The sequence below is a fragment of the Microthrixaceae bacterium genome, assembly GCA_023957975.1.
Lineage (GTDB): Bacteria > Actinomycetota > Acidimicrobiia > Acidimicrobiales > Microtrichaceae > JAMLGM01.
In genome coordinates, this window is record JAMLGM010000007.1 from 76,532 (window position 1) to 99,288 (window position 22,757).

The 22,757-nt window shown below is 67.1% G+C and carries 18 protein-coding genes and 1 tRNA gene; 2 read left to right on the forward strand and 17 right to left on the reverse strand.

The features are described 5' to 3' along the window. Positions 1-63: 63 nt before the first annotated feature. From M9952_11135 to M9952_11145, 3 genes are all read right to left on the reverse strand, one after another. Positions 64-492 (reverse strand): Crp/Fnr family transcriptional regulator, encoded by a 429-nt coding sequence (locus tag M9952_11135; GenBank protein MCO5313472.1) that lies wholly within the window; start codon positions 490-492, stop codon positions 64-66. Positions 493-579: 87 nt separating this feature from the next. Then, positions 580-1,722 carry an IS630 family transposase gene (locus tag M9952_11140; GenBank protein MCO5313473.1) on the reverse strand — a complete coding sequence of 381 codons (1,143 nt, stop codon included), beginning with the start codon at positions 1,720-1,722 and terminating at the stop codon, positions 580-582. Between the two features lie 107 nt (positions 1,723-1,829). After that, on the reverse strand, positions 1,830-2,474 hold the full coding sequence (locus M9952_11145) for an L-threonylcarbamoyladenylate synthase (GenBank protein MCO5313474.1): 645 nt from the start codon (positions 2,472-2,474) through the stop codon (positions 1,830-1,832). A 141-nt stretch (positions 2,475-2,615) separates the two neighbouring features. Here M9952_11145 and M9952_11150 point away from each other — a divergent pair, with 141 nt between their 5' ends. Continuing rightward, positions 2,616-3,416 carry a hypothetical protein gene (locus tag M9952_11150; protein ID MCO5313475.1) on the forward strand — a complete coding sequence of 267 codons (801 nt, stop codon included), beginning with the start codon at positions 2,616-2,618 and terminating at the stop codon, positions 3,414-3,416. Positions 3,417-3,470: 54 nt separating this feature from the next. On the opposite strand, the gene prmC is transcribed toward M9952_11150, so the two are convergent. The 14 genes from prmC to M9952_11220 form a co-directional block, all read right to left on the reverse strand. Then, positions 3,471-4,394, reverse strand: a complete 924-nt coding sequence (gene prmC / locus M9952_11155) for a peptide chain release factor N(5)-glutamine methyltransferase (protein MCO5313476.1) — start codon at positions 4,392-4,394, stop codon at positions 3,471-3,473. 56 nt (positions 4,395-4,450) lie between these two features. Further along, positions 4,451-5,515 (reverse strand): peptide chain release factor 1, encoded by a 1,065-nt coding sequence (prfA, locus tag M9952_11160; GenBank protein ID MCO5313477.1) that lies wholly within the window; start codon positions 5,513-5,515, stop codon positions 4,451-4,453. Positions 5,516-5,589: 74 nt separating this feature from the next. Beyond that, the gene (locus tag M9952_11165; protein MCO5313478.1) at positions 5,590-6,642 is read right to left on the reverse strand and encodes a hypothetical protein; all 1,053 of its coding nucleotides are present in this window, start codon (positions 6,640-6,642) and stop codon (positions 5,590-5,592) included. 37 nt (positions 6,643-6,679) lie between these two features. Continuing rightward, positions 6,680-6,991: a type B 50S ribosomal protein L31 gene (locus M9952_11170; GenBank protein MCO5313479.1), complete on the reverse strand. Its 312-nt coding sequence runs from the start codon at positions 6,989-6,991 to the stop codon at positions 6,680-6,682. An 85-nt stretch (positions 6,992-7,076) separates the two neighbouring features. Further along, entirely contained in the window at positions 7,077-8,636 is a 1,560-nt protein-coding gene (gene rho, locus M9952_11175) for a transcription termination factor Rho (protein MCO5313480.1), read from the reverse strand. A 325-nt stretch (positions 8,637-8,961) separates the two neighbouring features. Then, the gene (gene apgM / locus M9952_11180) at positions 8,962-10,116 is read right to left on the reverse strand and encodes a 2,3-bisphosphoglycerate-independent phosphoglycerate mutase (GenBank protein MCO5313481.1); all 1,155 of its coding nucleotides are present in this window, start codon (positions 10,114-10,116) and stop codon (positions 8,962-8,964) included. 49 nt (positions 10,117-10,165) lie between these two features. Beyond that, the gene (thrC, locus tag M9952_11185; GenBank protein ID MCO5313482.1) at positions 10,166-11,584 is read right to left on the reverse strand and encodes a threonine synthase; all 1,419 of its coding nucleotides are present in this window, start codon (positions 11,582-11,584) and stop codon (positions 10,166-10,168) included. A gap of 43 nt (positions 11,585-11,627) precedes the next feature. Next, positions 11,628-12,968 (reverse strand): homoserine dehydrogenase, encoded by a 1,341-nt coding sequence (locus M9952_11190; protein MCO5313483.1) that lies wholly within the window; start codon positions 12,966-12,968, stop codon positions 11,628-11,630. 68 nt (positions 12,969-13,036) lie between these two features. Next, positions 13,037-14,827, reverse strand: a complete 1,791-nt coding sequence (locus tag M9952_11195; protein MCO5313484.1) for a GGDEF domain-containing phosphodiesterase — start codon at positions 14,825-14,827, stop codon at positions 13,037-13,039. Positions 14,828-15,013: 186 nt separating this feature from the next. Continuing rightward, positions 15,014-16,300, reverse strand: a complete 1,287-nt coding sequence (lysA, locus tag M9952_11200; protein ID MCO5313485.1) for a diaminopimelate decarboxylase — start codon at positions 16,298-16,300, stop codon at positions 15,014-15,016. Continuing rightward, positions 16,297-18,003 carry an arginine--tRNA ligase gene (gene argS / locus M9952_11205; protein ID MCO5313486.1) on the reverse strand — a complete coding sequence of 569 codons (1,707 nt, stop codon included), beginning with the start codon at positions 18,001-18,003 and terminating at the stop codon, positions 16,297-16,299. Before argS ends, lysA begins: the two co-directional genes overlap by 4 nt. A gap of 168 nt (positions 18,004-18,171) precedes the next feature. Further along, a tRNA-Arg gene (locus M9952_11210) sits at positions 18,172-18,246 on the reverse strand. A gap of 126 nt (positions 18,247-18,372) precedes the next feature. Then, positions 18,373-19,983, reverse strand: a complete 1,611-nt coding sequence (locus tag M9952_11215) for a cellulase family glycosylhydrolase (GenBank protein MCO5313487.1) — start codon at positions 19,981-19,983, stop codon at positions 18,373-18,375. A 90-nt stretch (positions 19,984-20,073) separates the two neighbouring features. After that, positions 20,074-21,273, reverse strand: coding sequence for an NADH:flavin oxidoreductase (locus tag M9952_11220; protein ID MCO5313488.1), 1,200 nt, complete (start codon positions 21,271-21,273; stop codon positions 20,074-20,076). A gap of 119 nt (positions 21,274-21,392) precedes the next feature. Between M9952_11220 and tyrS the strand changes: the two genes are divergently transcribed. Then, a complete protein-coding gene (gene tyrS, locus M9952_11225; GenBank protein ID MCO5313489.1) occupies positions 21,393-22,691 on the forward strand; it encodes a tyrosine--tRNA ligase in 1,299 nt (432 codons plus the stop codon). Positions 22,692-22,757: the final 66 nt, after the last annotated feature.

A 22,757-nucleotide genomic window follows, 5' to 3' on the forward strand; every position in this document is an offset into this window, starting at 1 on the left:
CGCCGACAGCGGCTGTGACCGGAAGCGACTCAGGGCTGGCGGCGACTCAGGGCTGGCGGCAACTCAGGACTGTGGCGGGGCGCCCGAGAGTCGGCGTTGCAACATGGTCATGACCCGTTCGGAGGCCTTGGGCATCTCCTCGAGGAGCCGACGAAACTGCACCGCGTCGAAACGCAACAGCTTGGCGTCGCTGGTGACCACCACGCTCGCGTTGCGTGGGCGGTGTTCGATCAGGGCGGTCTCACCGACCATCGATCCGGCCGACACCGAGGTCACGTAGTCGCCGCCGGTGTAGACGGCCACAGCTCCCGCCACCACCACGAAACACTCCGCACCGGCGTCGCCCTGGTCGATCAGGATCGTGCCCGAAGACGCCTCGAGTTCAGAGGACAAGGCCAACACGCGCTGCAGTTCGTCGTCGGTGAACCCGTCGAAGAAGTCGACCCCCCGCAGCCAGTCGACGCTTTCCGCCTCACGTTTGAAGAATGTCATCTCACACCCTCTCTGGTCCTCGGGTCGGTGGTCGCGTGGTCGGTGGTGTCGGGTGGGTGCCCGTCATCGCAGGACTCTAGTGCCGCGTCAGGCAACGTTTGCGCGCGTGGTGATCTCGCGTAGCGCTTTGTCTTTGGCGTTGCGGTTCCGCCAGGCGATGTAACGGCGGATCATGCTGTTCTGCTCGTCGTGGGAGCGGTGGTCGGTACCGTCGAGCGCGAAGTAGCGCAAGGCTTGGAACTGGGCTTCGATGCGGTTGAGCCAACTCGCGTTGGTCGGCACGTAGGCGAACTCGACGTTGTTCGCCGCAGCCCAGTCGCCGACACGCTGGTCCTTGTTCGTGGACAGGTGCGGGCTGAAGTTGTCCAACACGATCGCGATACGCACCTCAGGCGGATACAGCGATCGCAGGTAGCGGCAGAACTCGAGGAACTTGGTGCGGTTCTTGGTGACCTTGATGTGTCCGTAGATCTTGTCCTGGCCCAGGTCATAGGCGGCGAGCAGATGGCGGACTCCGTCGTTGCGGTTGTAGGTCGCCCGCCTGCGACGACGCCGAGGTGACCCGGCCCCGCCGTCGCCGCCGCCCTTGACCGCGACCGGGGCCCAGTGGCGGCCCGGGCGTGGCAGCAGGTTGAGGGGCCCGAACTCGTCCATGCAGAACACAACCGTCGGGTCATCGGGGCCCGGCTCTGCCTTGCCATCCGCGATGTCGTAGAGCTCAAGGACCCGGTTCTTCTTGGCCTCGAAGTCCGGGTCGTTCGACTTCTTCCAGGTCTTGATCACTTGAAACGACACGCCCTCCTCTCGGAGCAGAACCCGCAGGCCCTCATGGCTGATGTCGTCGACCACCCCCTCGGCAACGAGGAACTCGGCCAGCTTGGACAGGCTCCACGTCGAGAACGGCAGACCGTGATCTTGAGGTCGGGACAAAGCGTGCTTCTTGATCTTCCGGCGCTGGGGCAACGTGAAGGTCGGTGGCCGACCACCCGCATACTTCGGGTACAACGAGTCGAACCCGTCGTCGTTGAAGTTGTGGATCACCTCGCGCACCCGGTCCGGGGACGTGAAGGCCACCTTGGCGATCTGCGCGACGTCCATCCCCTGCGCCGACAACAACACCATCTGCGCTCGTCGCCACGTCACCACCGACCCCGAGGACCGACGCACGATCCTCAACAACCGGTTGCCCTCATCGTTGTCGACCTCCCGGACAAACAGCTTCTCGCTCATCCACCAATCAAAACAGGCCGCCACCCCCAAGTGGTGGACGCGGCACGCAAACGTTGGCTGCTACGGCACTAGCGAGTGCCGTGGCCAGAAGCGTTTGCGACGCGACGTCAGCGACGCGACGCCCGCATCAGGTCACCCGTGGGAATCGGCCCCTCGCGCAACACATCGATGCCCGTTCCGGACAGATCGACCACCGTCGACGCCGACTCGGCCAACTCGCCACCGTCGATCACGACGGCCAATCGGTCACCGAACTCCTCGGCGATTCTCGCGGCGCTGGTGATCGTCGGGTGTCCGGCGCGGTTTGCGCTCGTCGTGACGAGAGGTCCGACCTGGGCGATGAGCGCGTTCAACAGCGCCGAATCCGGACACCGCAACCCGATCGTTCCGGAATCTCCTCCGAGATCGATTCGGAGGCCGTCAGCTCGTCGCACCACCACCGTGAGCGGGCCAGGCCAGTACCGTTGCACGATCTCCACCGCGTGCTCATTCAGCACGCCGAGCTCCCGCGCCTGGTCGACCGATCCGACCAGCACCGCCATGGCCTTGGTCGCGGCACGGCCCTTGAGTTCGAACAACGACCGCACGGCCCCCGACCGCGACAACGCCGCCGACAGTCCATAGACGGTGTCGGTCGGCAGCCCGACACACGACCCCGACCGCAGCGCCTCCGCAGCGCATTCGAGGCCGTGCTGGTCGGCACCCACCACCGCAACGACGGGCGCCACCGGGTCGATCTGGGGTTCTTCCATCACCGCCGACGGTAGTACGCGAACGCCGGCGCGCGAGCGCCGGCCCGACCGGACGTGGCGAGACCGTCGCTCCACCACCCGAGGTGCGTCGACTCAACTCCAGGGAGCCAACGCCGATAAGTGAGGGGTGAAGGAGCGACGATGAAGCTGGCATCTCGACGGATCAAGTGCCCGTTGTGCGGAACGTTCAACCCCCCGCAGTCGGATCGGTGTTCGGTGTGCACGCGTCCGCTCAGGGAGTCCGACCTGGCATCTCAGCGCGTCTACGACGAAGCGCTGTGGTCGGAACGGATCGCCTCGAAGCGGGCTCGCCGGCCTGTGAGCCTCGCGACGATCGCCGTCGTGGTGGTCATCGTCGCCGCGATCGTGAACTACTTCGTCGTCAAGGCTGGACCGGACTGGGCCCATGAGCCGCGCACGATCGTGCCGGGCGAAACCTGGCACAGCGTCGACATCGGTGCCGGGGCGCGCCTCGACCTTCCCGGAAGCCCGCTGGTGAGCAACGAAGTGCTCGGTGCGGTGCCCGCGACGGTCTCGACGGTGTGGGTCGGAGATTCGTGGGAAGCGGTCCTCGACGACACGACCACCTCCAAGATCGAATTCGAAAGCGCACTCGACCGGTTCCGCGGCGCGGTGCTCGTCGCCACCAGTACCGGGGACGCCGCAACTCCCCCGTTGGCAGAGTTGACCGCCCGGGTGGCCGCGGAGGCCGCGCTCACCCCGTCGGCCGTCGTGCCCACCGAAGCCGCGGCGAATCAACTCTCGTGGCGGTGGGAGTCCTCGGCCACCGGTTGGCCACGCCCGAATGTCGAAACGACCGTGGCAGGCCGGGCGATCCGGTCCGGCAACGTCACGGTGTCGGTGGTGACCATCGTCGCCGGCGACGACGGTGGCGCGCTTGTGGACGCCGTCATGGCGAACCTGCAGTTGCCCGCGGCCTGACCCGGCCGGAGATCGGCGCTCTCGATCGATCAGCGCCGACCTCTCCGAGCCGCCCTATCCGAGCCGACCGATCACGATCCGATCGCGCCCGGCGAGATCCTGGTGAACCTCGGTGGAGGTGAACCCGGCGCCCGTCATGAGGTCGCGCACCGCAGCGACCTGTCGAGGGTCGAGTTCGACCGCTAACACGCCCGCGGGGCGCAACCACCGAGGAGCCTCGCTGATGATGTGGCGAAGATCGTCGAGCCCATCGGCACCGGCGAACAGCGCTGCGGCGGGTTCCCACTCAGCGACCTCGGCGGGCAACTCGTCGTCGATGGACACATAGGGCGGGTTGGTGATGATGAGGTCGAAACTCGAACGCTGCTCATCGCTGAAGGCGTCAAACCACTCCCCCTCGACGATGCGGACGCGCACCGCCGCCCGTCCGATGCCCGCGAGGTTCGCCCGCGCCGCTGCGACCGCCGCTGGCGATGCATCGCAGGCCCACACGGTGGTGTTGGTCCGTTCCGAGGCCACCGACAACGCGATCGCCCCTGAGCCGGTGCCGAGGTCGGCGACCACGACGTCGCGTCGCTCGCCGTCCGCTGCGATCCGGGCGGCGAGCCGATCGAGGTGGCCGAGCGCCGCCTCCACGAGCATCTCGGTCTCTGGGCGGGGGATGAGCACTCGAGGGTCGACCGCCAGGTCGAGTCGACGAAACCCCCACCGTCCCAACACGTACTGCAGCGGCTCGCCCGCCTCCCGCCGAGCGATCATGTCGTCGAAGCGTGCCATGGCCCGTTCGGTCACGGGATCCTCCAACGACACGATGAGCTCGGCCCCCTCCAGACCGGAGGCCTCTTCGACGATGCGCCGGGCATCGCTCGCGGCGGTGTCGAGCCCCGCTCGACGCAGCCGCGCCGTCGCCTCGGACAACAACTCGGACCAGGCGACGGTGCCCGCCAGATCGCCAGGTCCGTCGGTGTGCGGACCCATGTCCGGCTCCTCGGTCGGCTCGGTCGGCTCAGTCGGCTCAGTCGGCTCGGAGCGGTTCACGACAGGTCTTCGAGTTGCTCGGCCCGCTCATGGTGAACCAGCGCGTCGCTGACGTGATCGAGTTCGCCCGCGAGCACCTTGTCGAGGTTGTAGGCGGTGAACCCGATTCGGTGATCCGAGATCCGGTTCTCCTTGAAGTTGTAGGTCCGGATCTTCTCGCTTCGTCCGCCCCCGCCGATCTGGCTCTTGCGAGCGCTCGACAATTCGGCGGCCTGCCGGTCCTGTTCGAGCTTCAACAGACGGCTGCGCAACACCACCAGCGCCTTTGCCCGATTCTGAATCTGCGACTTCTCGTCCTGCATCGCCACCACGAGCCCGGTGGGCTTGTGGGTGATGCGCACCGCCGAGTCGGTGGTGTTCACCGACTGCCCGCCGGGACCGGAGCTGCGGTAGACGTCGATTTGCAGGTCGTTGGGGTCGATCGCCACGTCGACCTCCTCTGCCTCGGGTAACACCGTGACCGTGGCCGAACTCGTGTGTACCCGGCCCTGGCTCTCGGTCACCGGCACCCGCTGAACGCGGTGAGGGCCGGCCTCGTGTTTCATGCGCGACCAGACGCTGTCCCCCTTGAGCACGAACGTCACGTCGGCATAGCCACCGAGATCCGACACCGAAGCGTCCATCACCTCAAAGCCCCACCCTTGGCGCTGGGCGTAGGCCCGGTACATCTCGAACAGGTCGCGAGCGAACAGGTTGGCTTCTTCGCCACCCTCGGCGCCGCGGATCTCCATGATGACGTTGCGATCGTCGTTGGGATCGCGGGGTAACAGCAGGATCTTGATCTCCGCCTCGAGTTCGACGATTCGAGCCTCGTTGACGTCGATCTCCTCACGCATCGCTTCCCGATCATCGCCGGTGAGATCGCTGAACATCTCCCGCGCCACGTCGAGGTCCTCGCTCGCGCGTCGCAACTCGACCGCTCGCTCGACGATCGGTTCGAGCTCCTTGCGGCGTTTCGACAACTTCACGAACCGGGCCTGATCGGCGAAAACGTCGGGATCGCCCAGCATGGCATCCACGTCGCGGAGTTCACGTTCGAGTGGGGCGAGTCGTTCGAGCACGGTGTGCACCTTCGGTCGGTTTGAGGGTCTCACGCCGCGGGGCCATCGGGCGGGGAGCCATCAGTACGGGGGTCTCAGTACGGGAGTTCGAGGTTGACGAAGCGGGCGGGCGACACGAGCGCATCTGCCACTGCGACAACCGGAGCGAGGATGTTGCGCTGAGGCATGACGATGATCAGCGTCGCGTCAGGGTCGTGCAACGCTCGGGTGTCGGCGGCGTGGGGGACGATATCGAGGTCGACACCGGCGCCGAACACGGCGATGATCGGCGACCCGTCCGCGGCGACACCGCTGGCGGACGCCGGTTGGGATTCACGAAGACTCTGCGGCTGCAGGGTCGAGTCGATGGGGAACAATTCGCGGGCCCCGACCAGCGACGGGTCGGCCAGTGCGATCTGACGCAGCCAACGCTCGGCGACGAGATCGCGCAGCGGGTGCAGCGCCGCTGCGGCATGCCGATAGGTGCGCACGATCTCCACCGCGTTGTGAAGCGCGGTGGCCGGAGGTACCTCGGCGTGCATCATCGCTGCGATCTCGCGGTCGAACTTGCCGATCCCGATCTCGAGTCGCACCCCACCCGCAGAATCGCCGGGCACCACCCGGGCGACCTCGAGGCCGAGCACTTCGACGCGCAACACTCCCCACTCGACGACGACGTCGACGTCGCGGTGCCCCGAACTCGCGGCGTCGTCCACCTCGCCAACGACGAGCGCATGGATCTCACCGGGGATCTCCACGGCCTCGCCACGGTCCTCGAACGGCGCCGCGGCGACCGGCACCGAGGCGGTGCCGACGATGCGTTCCACCGCGACCGGCACATCGAACCAGGTCGCCTCGCGGGCCAGGTGACCCGCGGTGGGCTCATCGGCGTCGACGATCACCACCACCCGAATCGGGCCGGGAAGCGACGCCCGCTGGCGCAACGCCCACACGAGTGCCCCGCCGAGGCTGCGCCGGTCGGCCTCCTCGATGAGAAATGCGACAAGTCCCGAGCGGGTCGCCAGTGCCGCTCCGACGCCGAACGGTGACGAGTTCACCACCTCGTCACCGTCGAGTCGTTCGCCGAGCAGCGCCTTGAGTTTCGCGACGCGCAACTGCCCGAGGCGCTCCTCGGGCAGTGCGTTCATCGTTGCTCCTGTGGTGCCGGTACCGGGGGTACCGGGCTCACTCTGCGTCGGCGCCTTCAGCGGCGGCCGGTGCCTCGGCGGCAGCGGCCTTCGAGGGGCGACGCACGCGATCGCCGTAGCGCTTCTGGAAACGCTCCACACGACCAGCGGTGTCGATGATCTTCATCTGGCCGGTGTAGAAGGGGTGCGTGAAGGCCGAGATTTCCACCTTGGCGAGCGGGTACTCGTTGCCGTCTTCCCACACCACCGTCTCGGAGGTCTCGACGGTCGAGCGCGTCATGAACTTGTCGCCCGACGACGTGTCCTGGAACACGACGTTTCGGTAGTTGGGATGGATGTCAGCCTTCATAGTTACTCCAGACTAGGCAAGGCGGCGCCGAGCCGCCAACATCGACGGCCCCGATCGGGGCGACGCCGAAGGAGGGAATTGGACGTCAGCCGTTGAGCTCGGCGAGCAGCGCCTTTTGGGCCTGCGGCGCCGCACCGACCGGCAGCTTGCGTGGCGGCTCGGCGACGGTGGCCGGTTCGAGATGCAGCGCCGAGTTGGCGCCGCGAAGCAGCTCGGTGAGGATGACGTCGTCGATGTTCGAGCCGCTGTCGCTCAGCACCGTGGCCAACACGGTGAGCGAGCCGCCGTCCTCCACGTTGCGGCCGGTGCCGAACACACGCTTTGCCGAACCGAGTGCGCCGGCATCGAGCTCACCGTGGATCGTGCGGCCACCCGGGGCCGCTGCAAGGTTGAACGCTCGGGCCAGGCCGGTGAGGCTGTCGAGGAGGACGACGACGTCGTTGCCGTACTCGACGAGGCGCTTGGCATGCTCGATCGCCAACTCGGCGACCGCTGCGTGTTGGTCGGCCGGACGATCGAACGTCGAGCTCACCACTTCCCCGCCCTCGAGCGCCGAGCGAAAGCTCGTGACGGTCTCGGGACGCTCGTCGACGAGCAGCACGATGACGTGCACCTCGGGGTGGGCCGCCTCGATGGCGTTGGCGACCGTGGTGAGCACGGGGCTGGTGTCGACGTTCGGCGGAGCGACGATGAGGCCACGAGCCCCGAGTCGGACCGGGGCGAGCGCATCGATGAGTTCGCCGGTGAGATCCTCAGGGTTGCCGGTACCGATCGACAATTGATCACCGGGGTCGATGGCCGTGAGGTCGTCGAAGCGGACCCGATCGCGTGCCGCGTCCGGGTCGAGACCGTTGACGGTTTCGATGCGTACGAGCGCCGGATTCTTTTCCTTGTGCGTCGCAGGTCGAGCGAGGCCCGACAGATAGTCGCCCTTACGCAAACCGAGCTGACGGCATTGCTTGACCGAGACGTACACATCCTCACGGCTGGCGACGAAGCCAGCGACGCGCAAGAACCCGTAGCCGTCCTCGCGAAGGTCCAACAGGCCCTGCACCTCGACCGGTTCCACCTCGACCTCGGGCGATGTGGATTCCGATCCGTCGCCGCGATCGCGGCCGCGGCGACGGCGGCGGCGACGGCCGGTGCCCTCCCCCGCGGCGTCTTCGGACCCGTCGGTCGAGCCGTCGGTCGACCCCTCGTCCGCCGCCTCTTCGTCTCCCGCAGCGCCCGTAGTACCGTCGGTCGCTTCGCGAGCCGCGGCCGCTGCGGAATCGCCGTTCGTGGCCGAGGACACATCGGCGGTGTCGGAGCCGAGAGGTTCGCCGGGTTGGCCGTCGCCTGCCGTATCGCCGGCGGCAGGGCCCGAGGCAGGGCCCGTGGCATCGTCGGCTGCGACCGTCGGTGCCGGCTGCGCGTCGAGCAACGATGCCTGGGCCGAGGCAGACGCGGTGGTCTCCGGCTTCGACCGCGCTGGCCCGGCATCACCGGCATCGCCGGGGTCCGGTGCGTCGCTGCGGCCAACGGCCTCGAGGATCAGGTCGACGATGTCGGCCTTCTTTGCCCGGGACGGGACTTTGAGTTCGAGCGCCGCGGCGACCGCGGCGAGTTCCGCCCGGTCTTTGCGTTCGAGCGTGGATCGTTCCATGTGCTGGGAATCACCGGCCACGGGTGAGGACCTCTTTCGAGACATGTTCGGGCGCAGGGCCACGATGGTGTGGGGGAAGCACCGCCGACGTTTCAAACCGCCGAGCGGGCTACGACTGAGACGGGATGGCGAGGGGCGCTGAACCTCCACGAACCGAGTGTTCGGGAAACGGGAACCGGCACGCCTATCCGCTGCGTGGTGCATCGTATCGGCACCGTGCCCCCGGTTCCAACCACCGGCCCCGACTCCTGGCCTGTTCTCCGATAACCAGTGGTCGTGATCACGACCACTGGTTATCGGAGAACGGGCGGTGCGGGCTGGCGCGCTATCGGGACAGCAGCGTGCCCATGAGCTCGTGAGCCGCGACGATCGGTTCATCCGCGACCCCCGCCTCGCTGTACTGCCCGCCGGGGCCGTCGAGCTCGGAGTCGACCAGCAGATACGGCACCGGTGCCATGGTGTGAGTCTTGAGCTTCCACGGCGTGGGGTGATCGGGCAACATCAACAGCCGCCACGGACCCATCTGGTCCAACGCCGGCACCAGATCGGCGAGGATGCGCGAGTCCCAGTTCTCCAAGGCCCTGATCTTTTCCTGCACGTTGCCGGCGTGGCCGGCCTCGTCGGTGGCCTCGACGTGGATCACGAACAGATCCGCACCGCCGCGCAACCCTTCGATCGCGGCATCGCGCTTGCCCTCGTAGTTGGTGTCGAACCAGCCGGTCGCCCCTTCGACTTCGGCGATTTCCATGTCGGTCAACACGCCGAGGCCCCGAACCAGGTCGACCGCGGTGACCATGCCCGCCCGGCGGCCGTACAGCTCGCCAAAGGGCGTCATCTGGGGCTGGAACCCCTGCCCCCACAACCAGATCTGGGTCGCGGCCGTGTCGAATCGGGCGACGATCTCTTTCGATCGTTCCATGACCTCGATGAGCTTCGCCGCGGCCGGCCCGGTCGGCGCGACCGCGGGGCGATCGGTGATGTCGTGAGGCGGCACGCACTCGGCGAGCTCCCAGTCGGCGGGAGCCACCATGATGTGGCGGTACTGCACGCCCGGGTGGAACTCGAGGCCGAGGTCGCCGCCGGTGCCGAGTTCGGCGTCGATCGCGGCGATGATCTCCGAGGCCAATTCGTTGGTCGGATGGCCGCCGGCGAAGTCGACCATCGTCCCGTCCGAAGACACGGTCACCAGATTCGTACGGTAGGCCAGCCGATCCGCAGGAAGCTTCAGTCCGAGCGCCGCAGCCTCGATCGGGGCACGCCCCGTGTGGTAGATCGCCGGGTCGTAACCGAGAATCGACATGTTGCCGACATCGGATCCGGGCGGAAATCCCTCGGGGATGACGGCCGCCCGCCCGACCGTCGAACGCGCTGCGAGCGCCGCGAGTACCGGCATGTCCGCAACCTCGAGCGGCGTTTTGCCCCCGAGTTCTTCGGTCGGTTCATCGGAACACCCATCGGGAACGCAGACCACATATTTCACGGCAACCACGGTACTCGGTGCCGGCAAACCCCACGTCAGTGGCCGGAACTCAGCCGTGGGCGGTCAGATGCGACGACACGTAGTGCTTGAGTCGCTCGGCATCGGCCGCGAGCACCTCGAAGCGCTCCGGACGGTCGAACAGGTCGGCGAGGTGCTCGGGTAACGCTGGCCGCACCCCTGTCGCTTCCTCGACCGCATCGGGGAACTTCGCCGGATGCGCCGTGCCGAGCGTGATCATCGGAATCTCCGGGTCCCAACGCTGGGACCGTGCGACGCCGACGCCCACCGCCGTGTGCGGATCGATGAGCTTGCCGGATTCGCGATACAGCGCGCCGATCAGCGCCAGGCACTCGTCGTCGGTGTAACGGCCCGCCGAGAACGTCTCGCTCAGCCACGCCAACTGCTCGGCTGCGACACTGGCGGTGTTGTCGGCCCGAAACGCCATCATCAGTTCCGCGATCGCCGCTCCGTCGCGCCCGACCATCTCGAACAGCAGGCGTTCGAGATTCGAGCTCACCTGGATGTCCATCGACGGGCTCAGCGTCGGCGTCACCCCCTCGATGTCCATGCGCCCCGTGGTGAAAAACCGGTACAGGATGTCGTTGGTGTTCGAAGCGACGACGAGTTGGCTGATGGCCAACCCCATCTTCATCGCGGCATAACCGGCGAAGATGTTTCCGAAATTGCCGGTGGGAACGGTGAAGGCCACCGGGGCATCGAGCGGACGGCCGAGACGCCGATTCACCGAACGAGCCGAGGTGACGTAGTAGACGATCTGGCCCATCACCCGCGCCCAGTTGATGGAGTTCACGGCGCTCAGCTTCACCCGCCGTCGAAACTCCTCATCGGCAAACAGGGCCTTCACCAGGTCCTGGCAGTCGTCGAAGGTCCCCTCGATGGCGATGTTGTGGACGTTGTCCGAGGGCACCGTGGTCATCTGGCGGCGCTGAACCTCGGAGGTCCGCCCCTCGGGATGCAGGATGAAGATGTCGATGTGTTCGCGATCCCGACAGGCCTCGATTGCCGCCGACCCCGTGTCGCCGGAGGTCGCCCCGACGATGGTCACCTTGTCGTGACGTCGTTCCAATTCGTGGTCGAACAGTCGGCCCACGAGTTGCAGCGCGATGTCCTTGAACGCGAGGGTCGGCCCCCAGTAGATCTCCGCGAGGAAGTGGTTGTCGCCGAGATCGCTGACCGGCACGACGTCGGGCGTCGAACCCTGCGGCGGTTCGAAGGTCGAATACGCGTCGGCGACGATGGACGCGAAGTCGTCGTGGCTGATCGACCCCTCGACGAATGGCCACATCACCGCGGTCGCGGTCTCCACGTAGTCGGCATCGCCACTCAGATCCGGCAAAGCCGGCCAGGCTTCGGGCACATACAGACCTCCGTCGGTCGCGAGCCCTTCGAGCAGAACCTCCGCGAATTCCAACGGCTGTGCCGATCCACGGGTACTCACATAACGCATGTCGCTGCTGCTCCTCGCTGCTTCGATCCCCCAGATGTGCGGGTCAACTGTCGGGTCCGATGACCCGCAACACGGAATTGACCCGCTGCACCGCGCTCAACGCGGTGAGGGCTTTGAGGGTGGAACGCACCGACGACTCCGACGCCTCGTGGGTGATGAACACCAACCGAGCCTGCGCGCCGAGCCCCTCTTGTTCCATCGAACGGATCGACACGTCGTGCTCGCCGAAAATTCCGGCGACCGCAGCGAGCACTCCGGGCTCGTCGCTCACCTCGAGGTTGAGGTAGAAGGCAGAGGACAACTCATCGATCGAACGCACACGGCACTGCGACAACGTGCCGAGCGATCCGTGCGTGGACTGCGAGAGGTTCTGGGCGGCGTCGATCACGTCGCCGAGCACGGCCGACGCGGTCGGGGCCCCACCGGCACCGCGCCCGTAGAACATCAGGTCGCCCACCGCCTCACCCTCGACGAACACGGCGTTGAAACTCCCGGCCACGCCTGCGAGCGGGTGATCGACCGGAACCATCGTGGGGTGAACGCGCACGGCGACCGAACCGTCGTCGAATTGTTCGCAGATCGCCAACAGCTTGATCAGGTACCCCATCTGGCGGGCATAGGCGATGTCGGCCGCGCTGATGTTCGAGATGCCCTCGTGGTACACGTCGCCCGCGACGACCCGACACCCGAAGGCGACCGTCGCGATGATCGCCGCTTTCGCCCCGGCATCGAAGCCCTCGACATCGGCGGTCGGGTCGCGTTCCGCGAACCCCAGGCTCTGCGCCTCCGCGAGCGCCTCTGCATACCCGGTGCCGTGGTCGCTCATCTGGCTGAGAATGAAATTCGTCGTGCCGTTGACGATGCCCATCACCCGGGTGACGCGCTCGCCGACCAACGACTCCCGCAACGGGCGCATCAGTGGAATCCCACCGGCGACGGCGGCCTCGAACAACAGGTCGACCCCGGCGTCGTCCGCGACCGCTGCGAGCTCGGTACCTACGTTCGCCAGCAGTTCTTTGTTGGCGGTCACGACGGGCTTGCCGGCCTGCAGCGCGGTGGCGATCAGGCTCCGCGCCGGCTCGATGCCGCCGAGCACCTCCACCACCAGATCGATGTCGGGATCCGCCACGATGGCCGCCGCGTCGGTGGTGAACATCGACTCGCTCACGGCGATGCCGCGGTCTTTGAGCATCGATCGCACGGCGATGCGGGCGATCTCGAGGCGGATGCCCGTACGGCGTTCGATCGCGGCTGCCTCCCTGCCGATCAACTCGACGAGCGCGGCACCGACGTTGCCACATCCCAACAGGCCGATCCGAACGCGGGACGCGCGCTGGACTTCGGTGGCGCCACCGTTGCCATGTTCACTCACTTGATCACTCATCGCTTCCGCTCCGGGCCGGGTCGCACCATGGTAGTGGTGGGCGCCGACCGCCGGGTCTGCCCGGCCGGTCAGACCGGAGGCGCGACGGCGGCCGCATCGGAGCGCGTGACGAGCGCGACGAAATCGTCCGCGGAACACGGGCGCGCGAAGAAATACCCTTGGAGATACCGGAACCCTAGGTCGACGACGATGTCGGCCTCGGCTGCGGTCTCGATGCCCTCGACGATGCAGTCGACGTCGAGCTCGGTGGCCATCGTCGATACCGCTGCGAGCAGTTGGCGGGCCCGCCGATCGGTCTCGAGGCCGCGCACCATCGACTGGTCGACCTTGATGACGTCGACGGGGAGGTGGCGCAGCCGCCCCAGCGAGGAGTAGCCGCTTCCGAAATCGTCGAGCGCGACGTGCAGACCCTGGTCGCGCAGCTCGGCGAGCACCGAGATCATCTCCCCGAACCGTGTCGCCATGGCCTCCTCGGTCACTTCGACGACCACGTCGGCTGGCGGCAACCCGGTCGCCACGAGCAGGTGGTAGAGACGATCGACCGCCACGCGACTCAACAGCTGTTCGGGGCTGAGGTTCACGAACAACCGCGGCGGCACGGGCCCGAACCCATCGCGGATTTCCGCCCAGGTCTCGGTGGCACGCACCAGGGCCTGATCGGTCAGGGTGGCCAACATCGAGGCGTTGATCGCCAGCCCGAGGAACTCGCCGGCCGACAGCACCCCATAGTGCGGGTGGCGCCAGCGCATCAGCGCCTCACCTGCAACGACGCGATCGTTTCGGACGTCGAAGATCGGCTGGTAGTAGCTGATCAACTCCTCGTCCTTCATCTCCCGGAGATCGATCTTGCGCACCGGCCTCGGCAGGGAGTCGCGACGACGCTGCGCGTTGGCCACCGACACGACGCGGAGCTCGTCGCGCTCCCCGCCCGGTTCGACCCCGGTCAGATCGATCACGGCGTGGTCGGGAAGCGGCGTGGTCGCATCGAGTGCCTCGGTCGCTGCGGACACGACCGCCTCCGCGGACTTGCGCGGGTCGGCACCGGCGATGCCGACACGAATGCTGACGTGGAGGCGACGGTCGCCCACGCGAAACGGTTGGGATTGTTCGACGCAGAGCCGGTGAGCGATGTGCTCCGCTGTCTCGATCGAGTCGACGTCGGGCAACAGCACCAGAAACGACTCGCTATCGGGTTGAGCGAGGAAGTCGCTCGGCCGGAGCCCGGACTTGAACCTCGACGCCATCGCGACGAGCACGTCGCGGCGCGCCTCAGCCCCGTGGTTCGCCTCGACGTGGTCGAGGCCGTCGATGACGACCGCCAACACGACCGGAATGAACCCGTGACGAGCCGACATCGTCGAAGCCTGCGCCAACAGTTCACAGAAGAGTTCGCGACCCGGCAGCGCCCCGTTGTTGGTTCTGAGGGTGGCGTCGACTTCGGACGGTTCCTGATCGACTCCGGCGGCGGACTGCACGGTCGGGTTCGGCGTGACGTCGGCCATCGGCGCCACCGGAGGTGCCGGAGCCGCCGGAGGTGCCGGTGCTGGTAGGTGAACCGGCGTGATCACCGCCAACGAGTAGGACGCTCCTTCACCGATCGCGACGACCTGCAGCAGCATCTCGCGGCCGCCGACAAGCGCATCGACCTCGACGGCATCGCGCTCGCCCTGCAACACGGCACGGACCTGAGCCGCCGCGCCGGTCAACCGCACCGATTCGGGCTCACCAGCGCCGGAAACACCCGCCGCGGTCGTTGCCGCCCCGAACAACGGCGCGACGTCGCCGGCAAGCGGTAGCCACGCTTGGTTCGCAGTGATGGTGCGGCCCCACTGATCGATTACGGCGGTTGCAGCAGGCATGGCTGCCACCAGGTCGGGAAGACCCAATGCGCTGCTCGGCACTCATGCTCCTTCGAGGTGGTGCGGCACGAAGCCGCGTCGTCGTTCGAACCACCGGTGGCGATTCGGGTCGAGCCTAGGTCCCGACGCCGTCGCCCGCAGGGACCCCGACCGCATGGACCCCGGCCGCAGGCGACCGCCCGACGATCACTCGAGGTCGAGCCGCGTCAGATCGTCATAGGTCTCGCGTCGCACCACGAGGCGAGCCGATCCCCTCGACACGAACACCACCGCCGGACGCGGGACCTTGTTGTAGTTGGAACCCATCGAGTGTCCGTACGCTCCGGTCACCGGCGTGCACACGATGTCGCCCACCGCGAGGTCGGCCGGCAGCGCCGCCTCGCGAACCAGGACATCGCCTGATTCGCAGTGCTTGCCGACGACGCGGACCACGTCGGGTCGCGACGCGGTCACCGCTCGGGGAAGGAACGTCTCATATCCCGACCCGTACAACACCGGACGGGGGTTGTCGCTCATCCCGCCGTCGACCGCCACATAGGTGCGCACCCCTGGAATGCGTTTGATGGTCCCCACCCGGTACAGCGTCATTCCTGCCTGGGCGACGATCGATCGACCGGGTTCGGCGGTGACATCGGCGTCGATGCCCGCCTTGGCACACACGCGCTTGACCGCCGCCGCCCACGCCGAGATCGTCGAACCCTCTTCCCCGTCGACATAGGCGACGCCGAGGCCGCCACCGACGCAGAACTCCTCCGCCGCGAGCTCCTTCGCCAGCGGAGCCACCATTTCGATCGCCGACGCGAAGTTGTCGACCGAAAAGACCTGGCTGCCGATGTGGACGTGAAGTCCGAGCAACTCGACCGCGCCGGAGTCATTCGCCCGCTGAGCCGCTCGATGAGCGTCGCCGCTTCCCCAGCCGAAACCGAACTTCGAGTCGACCTGTCCCGTCTGCACCTCGTCGAAGGTGTGCACCTCGATACCCGGGGTCACCCGGATCATGATGGGTTGCGGGGCGAAGGACTCATGTGTGCCGCCGGGGCCGAGCAGTCGTTCCAGTCGGTCGAACTCGTCGAAGCTGTCGACGACGATCTTCGACACGTTCGCTTCGATCGCCTCGATCAGCTCCGCGTCACTCTTGTTGTTGCCGTGCAGGACGATGCGCTCCCCCGGAACCTCGGCGCGCAGCGCCACGAACAACTCGCCACCGGAGGCGACGTCGATCTTCATCCCCTCCTCGTGGGCCATCCGGGCGACCGCTCCGCACAGGAACGCCTTCGACGCGTACGCGACCCCCGGGCCGAACGCCGCGACCGCTTCGCGCATGCGCATCCGAAGGTGGTCCTCGTCGTAGACGAACAGCGGGGTTCCGAACTCCTCGGCGAGGTCGGTCGCCCGCAATCCACCGATGCACAGCTGTCCCTCGGAGTCGACCGAGGCGTTGTCGGGGAGCAGGTAGGTGGCGAAGCGACTCACGACGGTGTGCCCGCGTCGCCGCCCGCCCCATCCGCCGTCGCGTCGTCGTTCGCCGCGTCGGCCTCGGCGTCGAGGAACGCCATCTGGTCGGGGGCCGTCGCTCCGAGCACCGAGAGCCCGACCCGCAACCCGACAAGTGCGGCCTCGGCGAGCCACAGTCGGGCGGAGCGCGTCGCTTCGTCCACATCGTCGCGAAGAACCGGGCAGTCGTGATACCAGCCGTGCACCTCCGCGGCGAACTCGCGAAGCCAGGTCGTGACCTTGTGAGGGGCCCGATCGCGGGCCGCCAATTCGATCACCTGAGGAAGCGAGTTCAGTCCTCGCAGCACCTCGAGTTCGCGGCCATGAACCAGCACGCCGAGCTCGACGCTTTCGAGCGGGGGAGCCACGATGCCCCGCTCGGCGGCCTTCGCCGCGATCGAACACAGCCGGGCATGAGCCATCTGGATGTAGTACACGGGATTGTCCATCGACGCACTGGCGATGACACCGAGATCGACCGTCTGGGGGGTGTCGAGGGATTGCAGCAGATACACCAGTCGGGTGGCGTCGGGGCCGACCTCGTCGACGACGTCTCGGAGTTCGATGATGTTGCCCGTCCGCTTCGAGATCTTCACCTCGGCACCATTGCTGAGCAGCTTCACCAACTGGGTGATCTGCACCTCGAACTGGGCAGCGTCATGGCCCAGCGCGACGATCGCGGCGCGCATGCGCGGGACATAGCCGTGATGATCGGCGCCCCAGACGTTGATGAGCAGGTCGAATCCGCGGGCGAATTTGTCCCGGTGATATGCGATGTCGGGCAACAGGTACGTGAACGAGCCGTCGGACTTCACCAACACCCGGTCCTTGTCGTCGCCGAAGTCCGTCGAGCGCAGCCACACCGCACCATCGGCGTCATAGACCACGCCGCGGTCGCGCAGGTCGCTCAGCGTGCGCTCGATCGCCCCCGACTCCACCAACGACCGCTCCGAGAACCAGACATCGAAGTTGATGTCGAGCTCCGCGAGCACTTCGCGCTGATCGGCGAGCGCGCACCGATAGCCGACCTCGGTGGCCGCCTCGACGTCGTTCGACGCGACGGTCTCGGGGGTCAGCTGGGTTGCCCACTGCGCGATGTAGGCGCCGGCGTAACCGTCCTCGGGCACCGCCTGGCCCGTTGCCCGCGCCAGCATCGAGGCGCCCATCTTGAGCATCTGCGAGCCGCGATCGTTGATGTAGAACTCGCGGGTGACGTCGTAGCCGACCCGGTCCAACAGGCGTGCCAACGCGTCGCCGTAGGTGGCGCCGCGGGCGTGACCGGCATGTAGCGGCCCCGTGGGGTTCGCCGACACGAACTCGACCATGACCTTGCGACCGCCACCGGTGTCGGAGCGGGCATACGACTGCACCCCGGCGGCGACCACGGCGCGCAGCACGTCGTGCAACCAGGTCGGTTCAAGGTGGAAGTTCACGAATCCAGGGCCGGCGATCTCGGCGCGTGCGACGTGTGGCGGCAGGTCGGCGTTGATGCGATCGACCAGTTCCTGGGCGAGCTCGCGTGGGACACGGCCGTTGCGCTTGGCGTTCGCCATCGCGACGTTCGATGACCAGTCACCGTGCTCGCGTCGCTGCGGTTCCTCGATGTGGATCGGGCCGTCGACTTCGATGCCGACCGCGGAGAGGTGAGACCGAAGCGCTTCGGTGAGCTGGTGACGAATCACGATTTCTCCATCGCAGGTGAATGCTGGCAACGCCGCCCAACCCTGCGGCGACGGCAGGTAGGCGGTGAGGGTGAGCGGGAAGGGTGAGCCTACTCCCCGCCGACGAGGCGTCGAAGTGAGTTCACCGCTCGGCAACCGCTCGGCAACCGCCCGCCCGGCGTTGCGATGTGGTGCCCTCGGCAGGATTCGAACCTGCGCACACGCCTCCGGAGGGCGATGCTCTATCCCCTGAGCTACGAGGGCGGGGATCGACAGCATAGGCGCGCTCGCGACGTCGCTGGCACCTCAAAAGCGTTCTGGGCGCGCTAGCGGGTCACATCCGACCCGCTAGCGCGCCCAGAACTCGATCGCGACGGTTCAGGCGACGGTTCAGCCGGCCGGGCACGCGCCCGAACCGGCCGCCGCGATGCACACCGTGTGGTCGGCCAACGACCGATCCACCTCGAGGCTCAACACCGATCGCTGCTGGTCCCACTCCGGAGACTCGACGACGTCGTGATCGACCACGACCTCGATCCCCTCGGCGAACAGCCCTGCGGGAACCGCGATGTCGGTGGTTCCCACCGCCTCGACACGTTCGGTCCACTCCAGGGTGAACCGGCCGGCGTCGCGGTCCCATCCGAATGCGGTCGGGGTGCCCGCGATCGCCCGGGGCTGCACCCACTTGAGGGCTGTACCGTTCGCCGTTTCGGTGGTGAGATCCTCAGCGATCGGCGACCAACCCCCCGGGTCCCAGCTCCACCACGCCCAACCGGCCATGGCGGAATCGGAGGCACGCAACACCTCGGTGATGTAGTCGGCCATACGGTCCTGTTCGGGCGACCCGCCCCATTCGCCGAACCACAGCGCGGCATTCATCTCCGCCGCCTCGGCGGGGCGCATCGACCACCACTGTTCGAGATAGGTCGACCCCTCGGCGTAACCGGCGCCGTCGTGAACCGCCGGTTCGTACAGGTGGCCCGCGTACACCAGCCGCGGCGGGCCCTCGCGCGGGTCGGTCAGCGACGACTCGATGAGGTCGCCCGCATAGGGAAAGGCGTTGAGCAGCGATGTCGGTTCGACGAAGACCCACGAGTTCTGGTCCACCGCGCGCACCGCATCGATGCCGCCCTGCATGAACTCGGTGAGGTTCTCGTTCTGGAACCTTCCAGCGGCCGCCTCGCTCTGGATGGCCAGTGTCTCGGTGAGATCGCCGTTGGCGAACGCCGGCTCGTTCATCACGTCGTAGCCGATCACGGCGGGGTGGTCCTTGAAGCGATCGGCCAGGTGCGTCAGCGCAGCGAGGTACTTCTGCTTGAGGTCGGGTTGGCCTTCGGTGGGATTCCAGAACGACTGGTAGGCGGCCTGCACCGCCGGATCCGCCCCCTTGACATACCACGGCATCGACTCGTCGACCGGACCGGGGATCAGTCCCTTGGAGTCGACCGCCCAATCCGGGGCACCGTCGCCGCCGATCGTCCATCCGTAGAGGTCCTGGTGCATGTCCAACACGACATGGATGTCGTGGTCCGCGTAGTAATCGAGCCAGCGCTCGACCCCATCGAGGTAGGTCTCGTCGTAGCGACCCTCCTCGGGTTCCAGCGGCCCCCAGAACACGAGGAAGCGAACGGTGTTCCACCCCCAGTTCGTCAACGCCGCCTGTCCATCGATGCCGGATTTGGGAAGGTGATCGCCGTCCTGGCTGTCGCCCTTGGAGGAGCTTTCGACGTTCACACCGCGCAAGATGACCACCCGGCCACAGGTGTCGACGATGAAGCGGGTGTCGGGCGATTCGACGCTGCCGTCACATTCGCGTTCCGGGACGTCGCCCGGATCGGAACCGGTCTGCTCCGCTGCCGTCGTCGGAGCGCCGTCAGCGGTGTCCGGGCCATCGTCGCCGCTGCAGGACACCGACACGATCGCCATGGCCGACAACACGGCTAACAGGACCGCAGCCCCGGTGCGGCCCGGGCGCGTCGACATCGACCGTGAATTCCTCACCGTGGTCTCCCATCAGCGCCGAGCTTCGGCGCCCGCCCCATCGTTGTCGACGCGCCCGTGTCGGCGCACCTCGATGCTTCACCCGGTGGCTCAGCGAGCCACCCTGATCGGGTCGGGGTCGGTGATGACGCACCGCGTGCCGCTGTAGATGGTCGGCATGCACTTGTTGCAGTGGATGCACAGCGATTCGTCGCGCCCCGCCTGCATCTTGTTGATCAGGTCGGGTTCGCGAAGCAGCGCCCGCCCCATCGCCACGAACTCGAAACCCTCGTCCATCGCATGGTGGATCGTGTCGACCTTGTTGATGCCACCGAGCAGGATCAACGGCATCGTCAAACGGTCGCGGAACTGACGGGCCTCGGGAAGGAAGAACCCCTCCTCGAACGGGTACGTCGGAAAGATCCGCGGCCCGTAGACCTTGAGGCCCAGACCGACCATCTTCGGCTGCGCGTCCACGAACTCCTGCATCGGAACCGGGCCGCGGAAGAAATACATGCCGTTGAGCAGCGAGCTTCCGCCGGTGAGTTGAAGCGCATCGAGATGGCCGTCGTCCTGAAGTAGCTCGGCGATCTGAAGCGACTCGTTGATCCAGAGGCCTTTGGCCACGCCGTCGACCATGTTGAGTTTGCCGGTGAGTGCAATTTCGGTGCCGACCTCGGCGCGGATGGCTTCGAGGATCTCCCGGGCGAGCCGGGCCCGGTTCTCGATCGAACCCCCATAGGCGTCGGTGCGTTTGTTGAGGTTGGGGCTGAAGAAGCTCGACACGAAGTAGTTGTGGCCCATGTGAACCTCGACCGAGTCGAATCCCGAATCGCGGGCGACCCTCGCGGCGTTCACGTAGTCGGCGATGATCCCGCGGATCTGTTCGACCGTCGCCGCCTTCACGATGCCCATGGCGGGCGCCGCAAATCGCGTGGACGGCCCCAGGGTCTTCGTACCGTTCGACACCTGGTTCGCGACGTAGCCGGCGTGGCCGATCTGTGCCTGGGCCTTGGCCCCCTCGGCGTGAACCGCGTCGGTGAGACGCGTGAGGTCGGGCACGATCCCGTCGCTCATCACCATCGTGTCTCGGTGCACCCGGCCGCTCATCGACGTCGCGCAGTAGGCGACCGTCGTCATCGCGACGCCACCGGCAGCGACGTTGCGGTGGAACTCGATGAGTTCCTCCGACACCTTGCCGCGCGGCATGACCCCCTCAAAGGTGGCCGCCTTGATGATGCGATTCCGAAGTGTCAGGTTCCCGAGGGTCGCGGGAGCGAAGGGGTCCGGCGTTGGGGTGTGATCGACCATGGCCGGAGCCTACAGGCGTCGCCCGTGCGGTTCTGTGCGAGACCGAACTGGGTCGGTGGCGGCGACCGGGGATCGGCTCACCGGGCTACGGCGACGCCGCCGGTATCCTGAAGGGCGCCATGACGCAACGAAGTGCCGACCCCGCCACGCCAACCCCCGCCGAACCCGACCTCGACCCGCCCACGGCACACGATGCTGCGGTACCCGCCGAGTTCGTCGAAGCCGCCAACGAACTCAGCGTCGGCGTCGCCGAGGTGCTCCCCGCCGACGGCCTGGCCCCACGCCTGGCCCGCGCTGCGAGCGAGCGGCGTCCGTTGCGGGTCAAGCTGGGGATCGACCCGTCGGGAACCGAGTTGACCCTCGGCCACGCCGTCGTGTTGCGCAAGCTCCGCCAGTTCCAGGACCTGGGCCACACGGCGGTTCTGATCGTCGGCGACTTCACCGGTCGGGTCGGCGATCCGACGGGTCGCAGCGAGGTCCGCAAGGTGCAGTCCGAGGAGCAGGTGCGCGCCAACGCCGCGACCTATCTCGATCAGGTGAAGCGCATCCTTCGCGAGGATCGCCTCGAGGTGCGCTACAACTCCGAGTGGCTCGCCACCATGGATTTCTCCGAGGTGTTGGGGTACACGTCGCTGATGACGGTCGCCCGCCTGCTCGAACGCGACGACTTCAACAAGCGTTACAAAGCTGGCCAGCCCATCTCGTTGATGGAGTTCATGTACCCGCTCATGCAGGGCCTCGACTCGATCTTCATCGACGCCGACATCGAACTCGGCGGCACCGATCAGACCTACAACAACCTCGTCGGCCGCCAACTCCAGACGGCGATGAAGCGCCTGCCCCAGCTCGTGATTACGGTTCCGCTGCTGCGCGGCACCGACGGTGCCGACAAGATGGGAAAGTCGCTCGGCAACTACGTCGCGATCGGCGAGGCACCCTCGGAGCAGTACGGCAAGATCATGTCGATCTCCGACGACGTCACCCCGCACTACGCGGAGCTCACGACGAGCTGGAACCGGTCCGAACTCGAGGACTTCGCCCGGCTTCAGGCCGACGACCCCTATGCCGCCAAGCGCCGGGTCGCCGAGCGTGTCGTGGAGCTGTACTGGGGTGCTGACGCCGCCGCCAAAGCCGCCGAGGAGTTCACCAATCGATTCTCCAAAAAGCAGATCGACGCCGAGGCGCTTGCCGCCCACGTCGTCGTGGCCGACGGCGACTCCGTCGGGTTGATCGCCCTCCTCGTCGCCGCCGGGCTTGCGACGTCGAACGGCGACGCGCGACGGACGCTGCAACAAGGCGGCATCAAACTCGACGGGGTGAAACTCGACCCCTCGTGCGAAACCCTGGAGGTCGCCGGCCTCGACGGTGCAGTGTTGCAGCGCGGCAAACGTCAGGCCGTCCGTCTGGCCCTCGACTGACCCCTCGCACCGCCGGACCCTCCCCCACAAGCGATGAACCCACCTCCGGGAATACCCCTGGGGGTT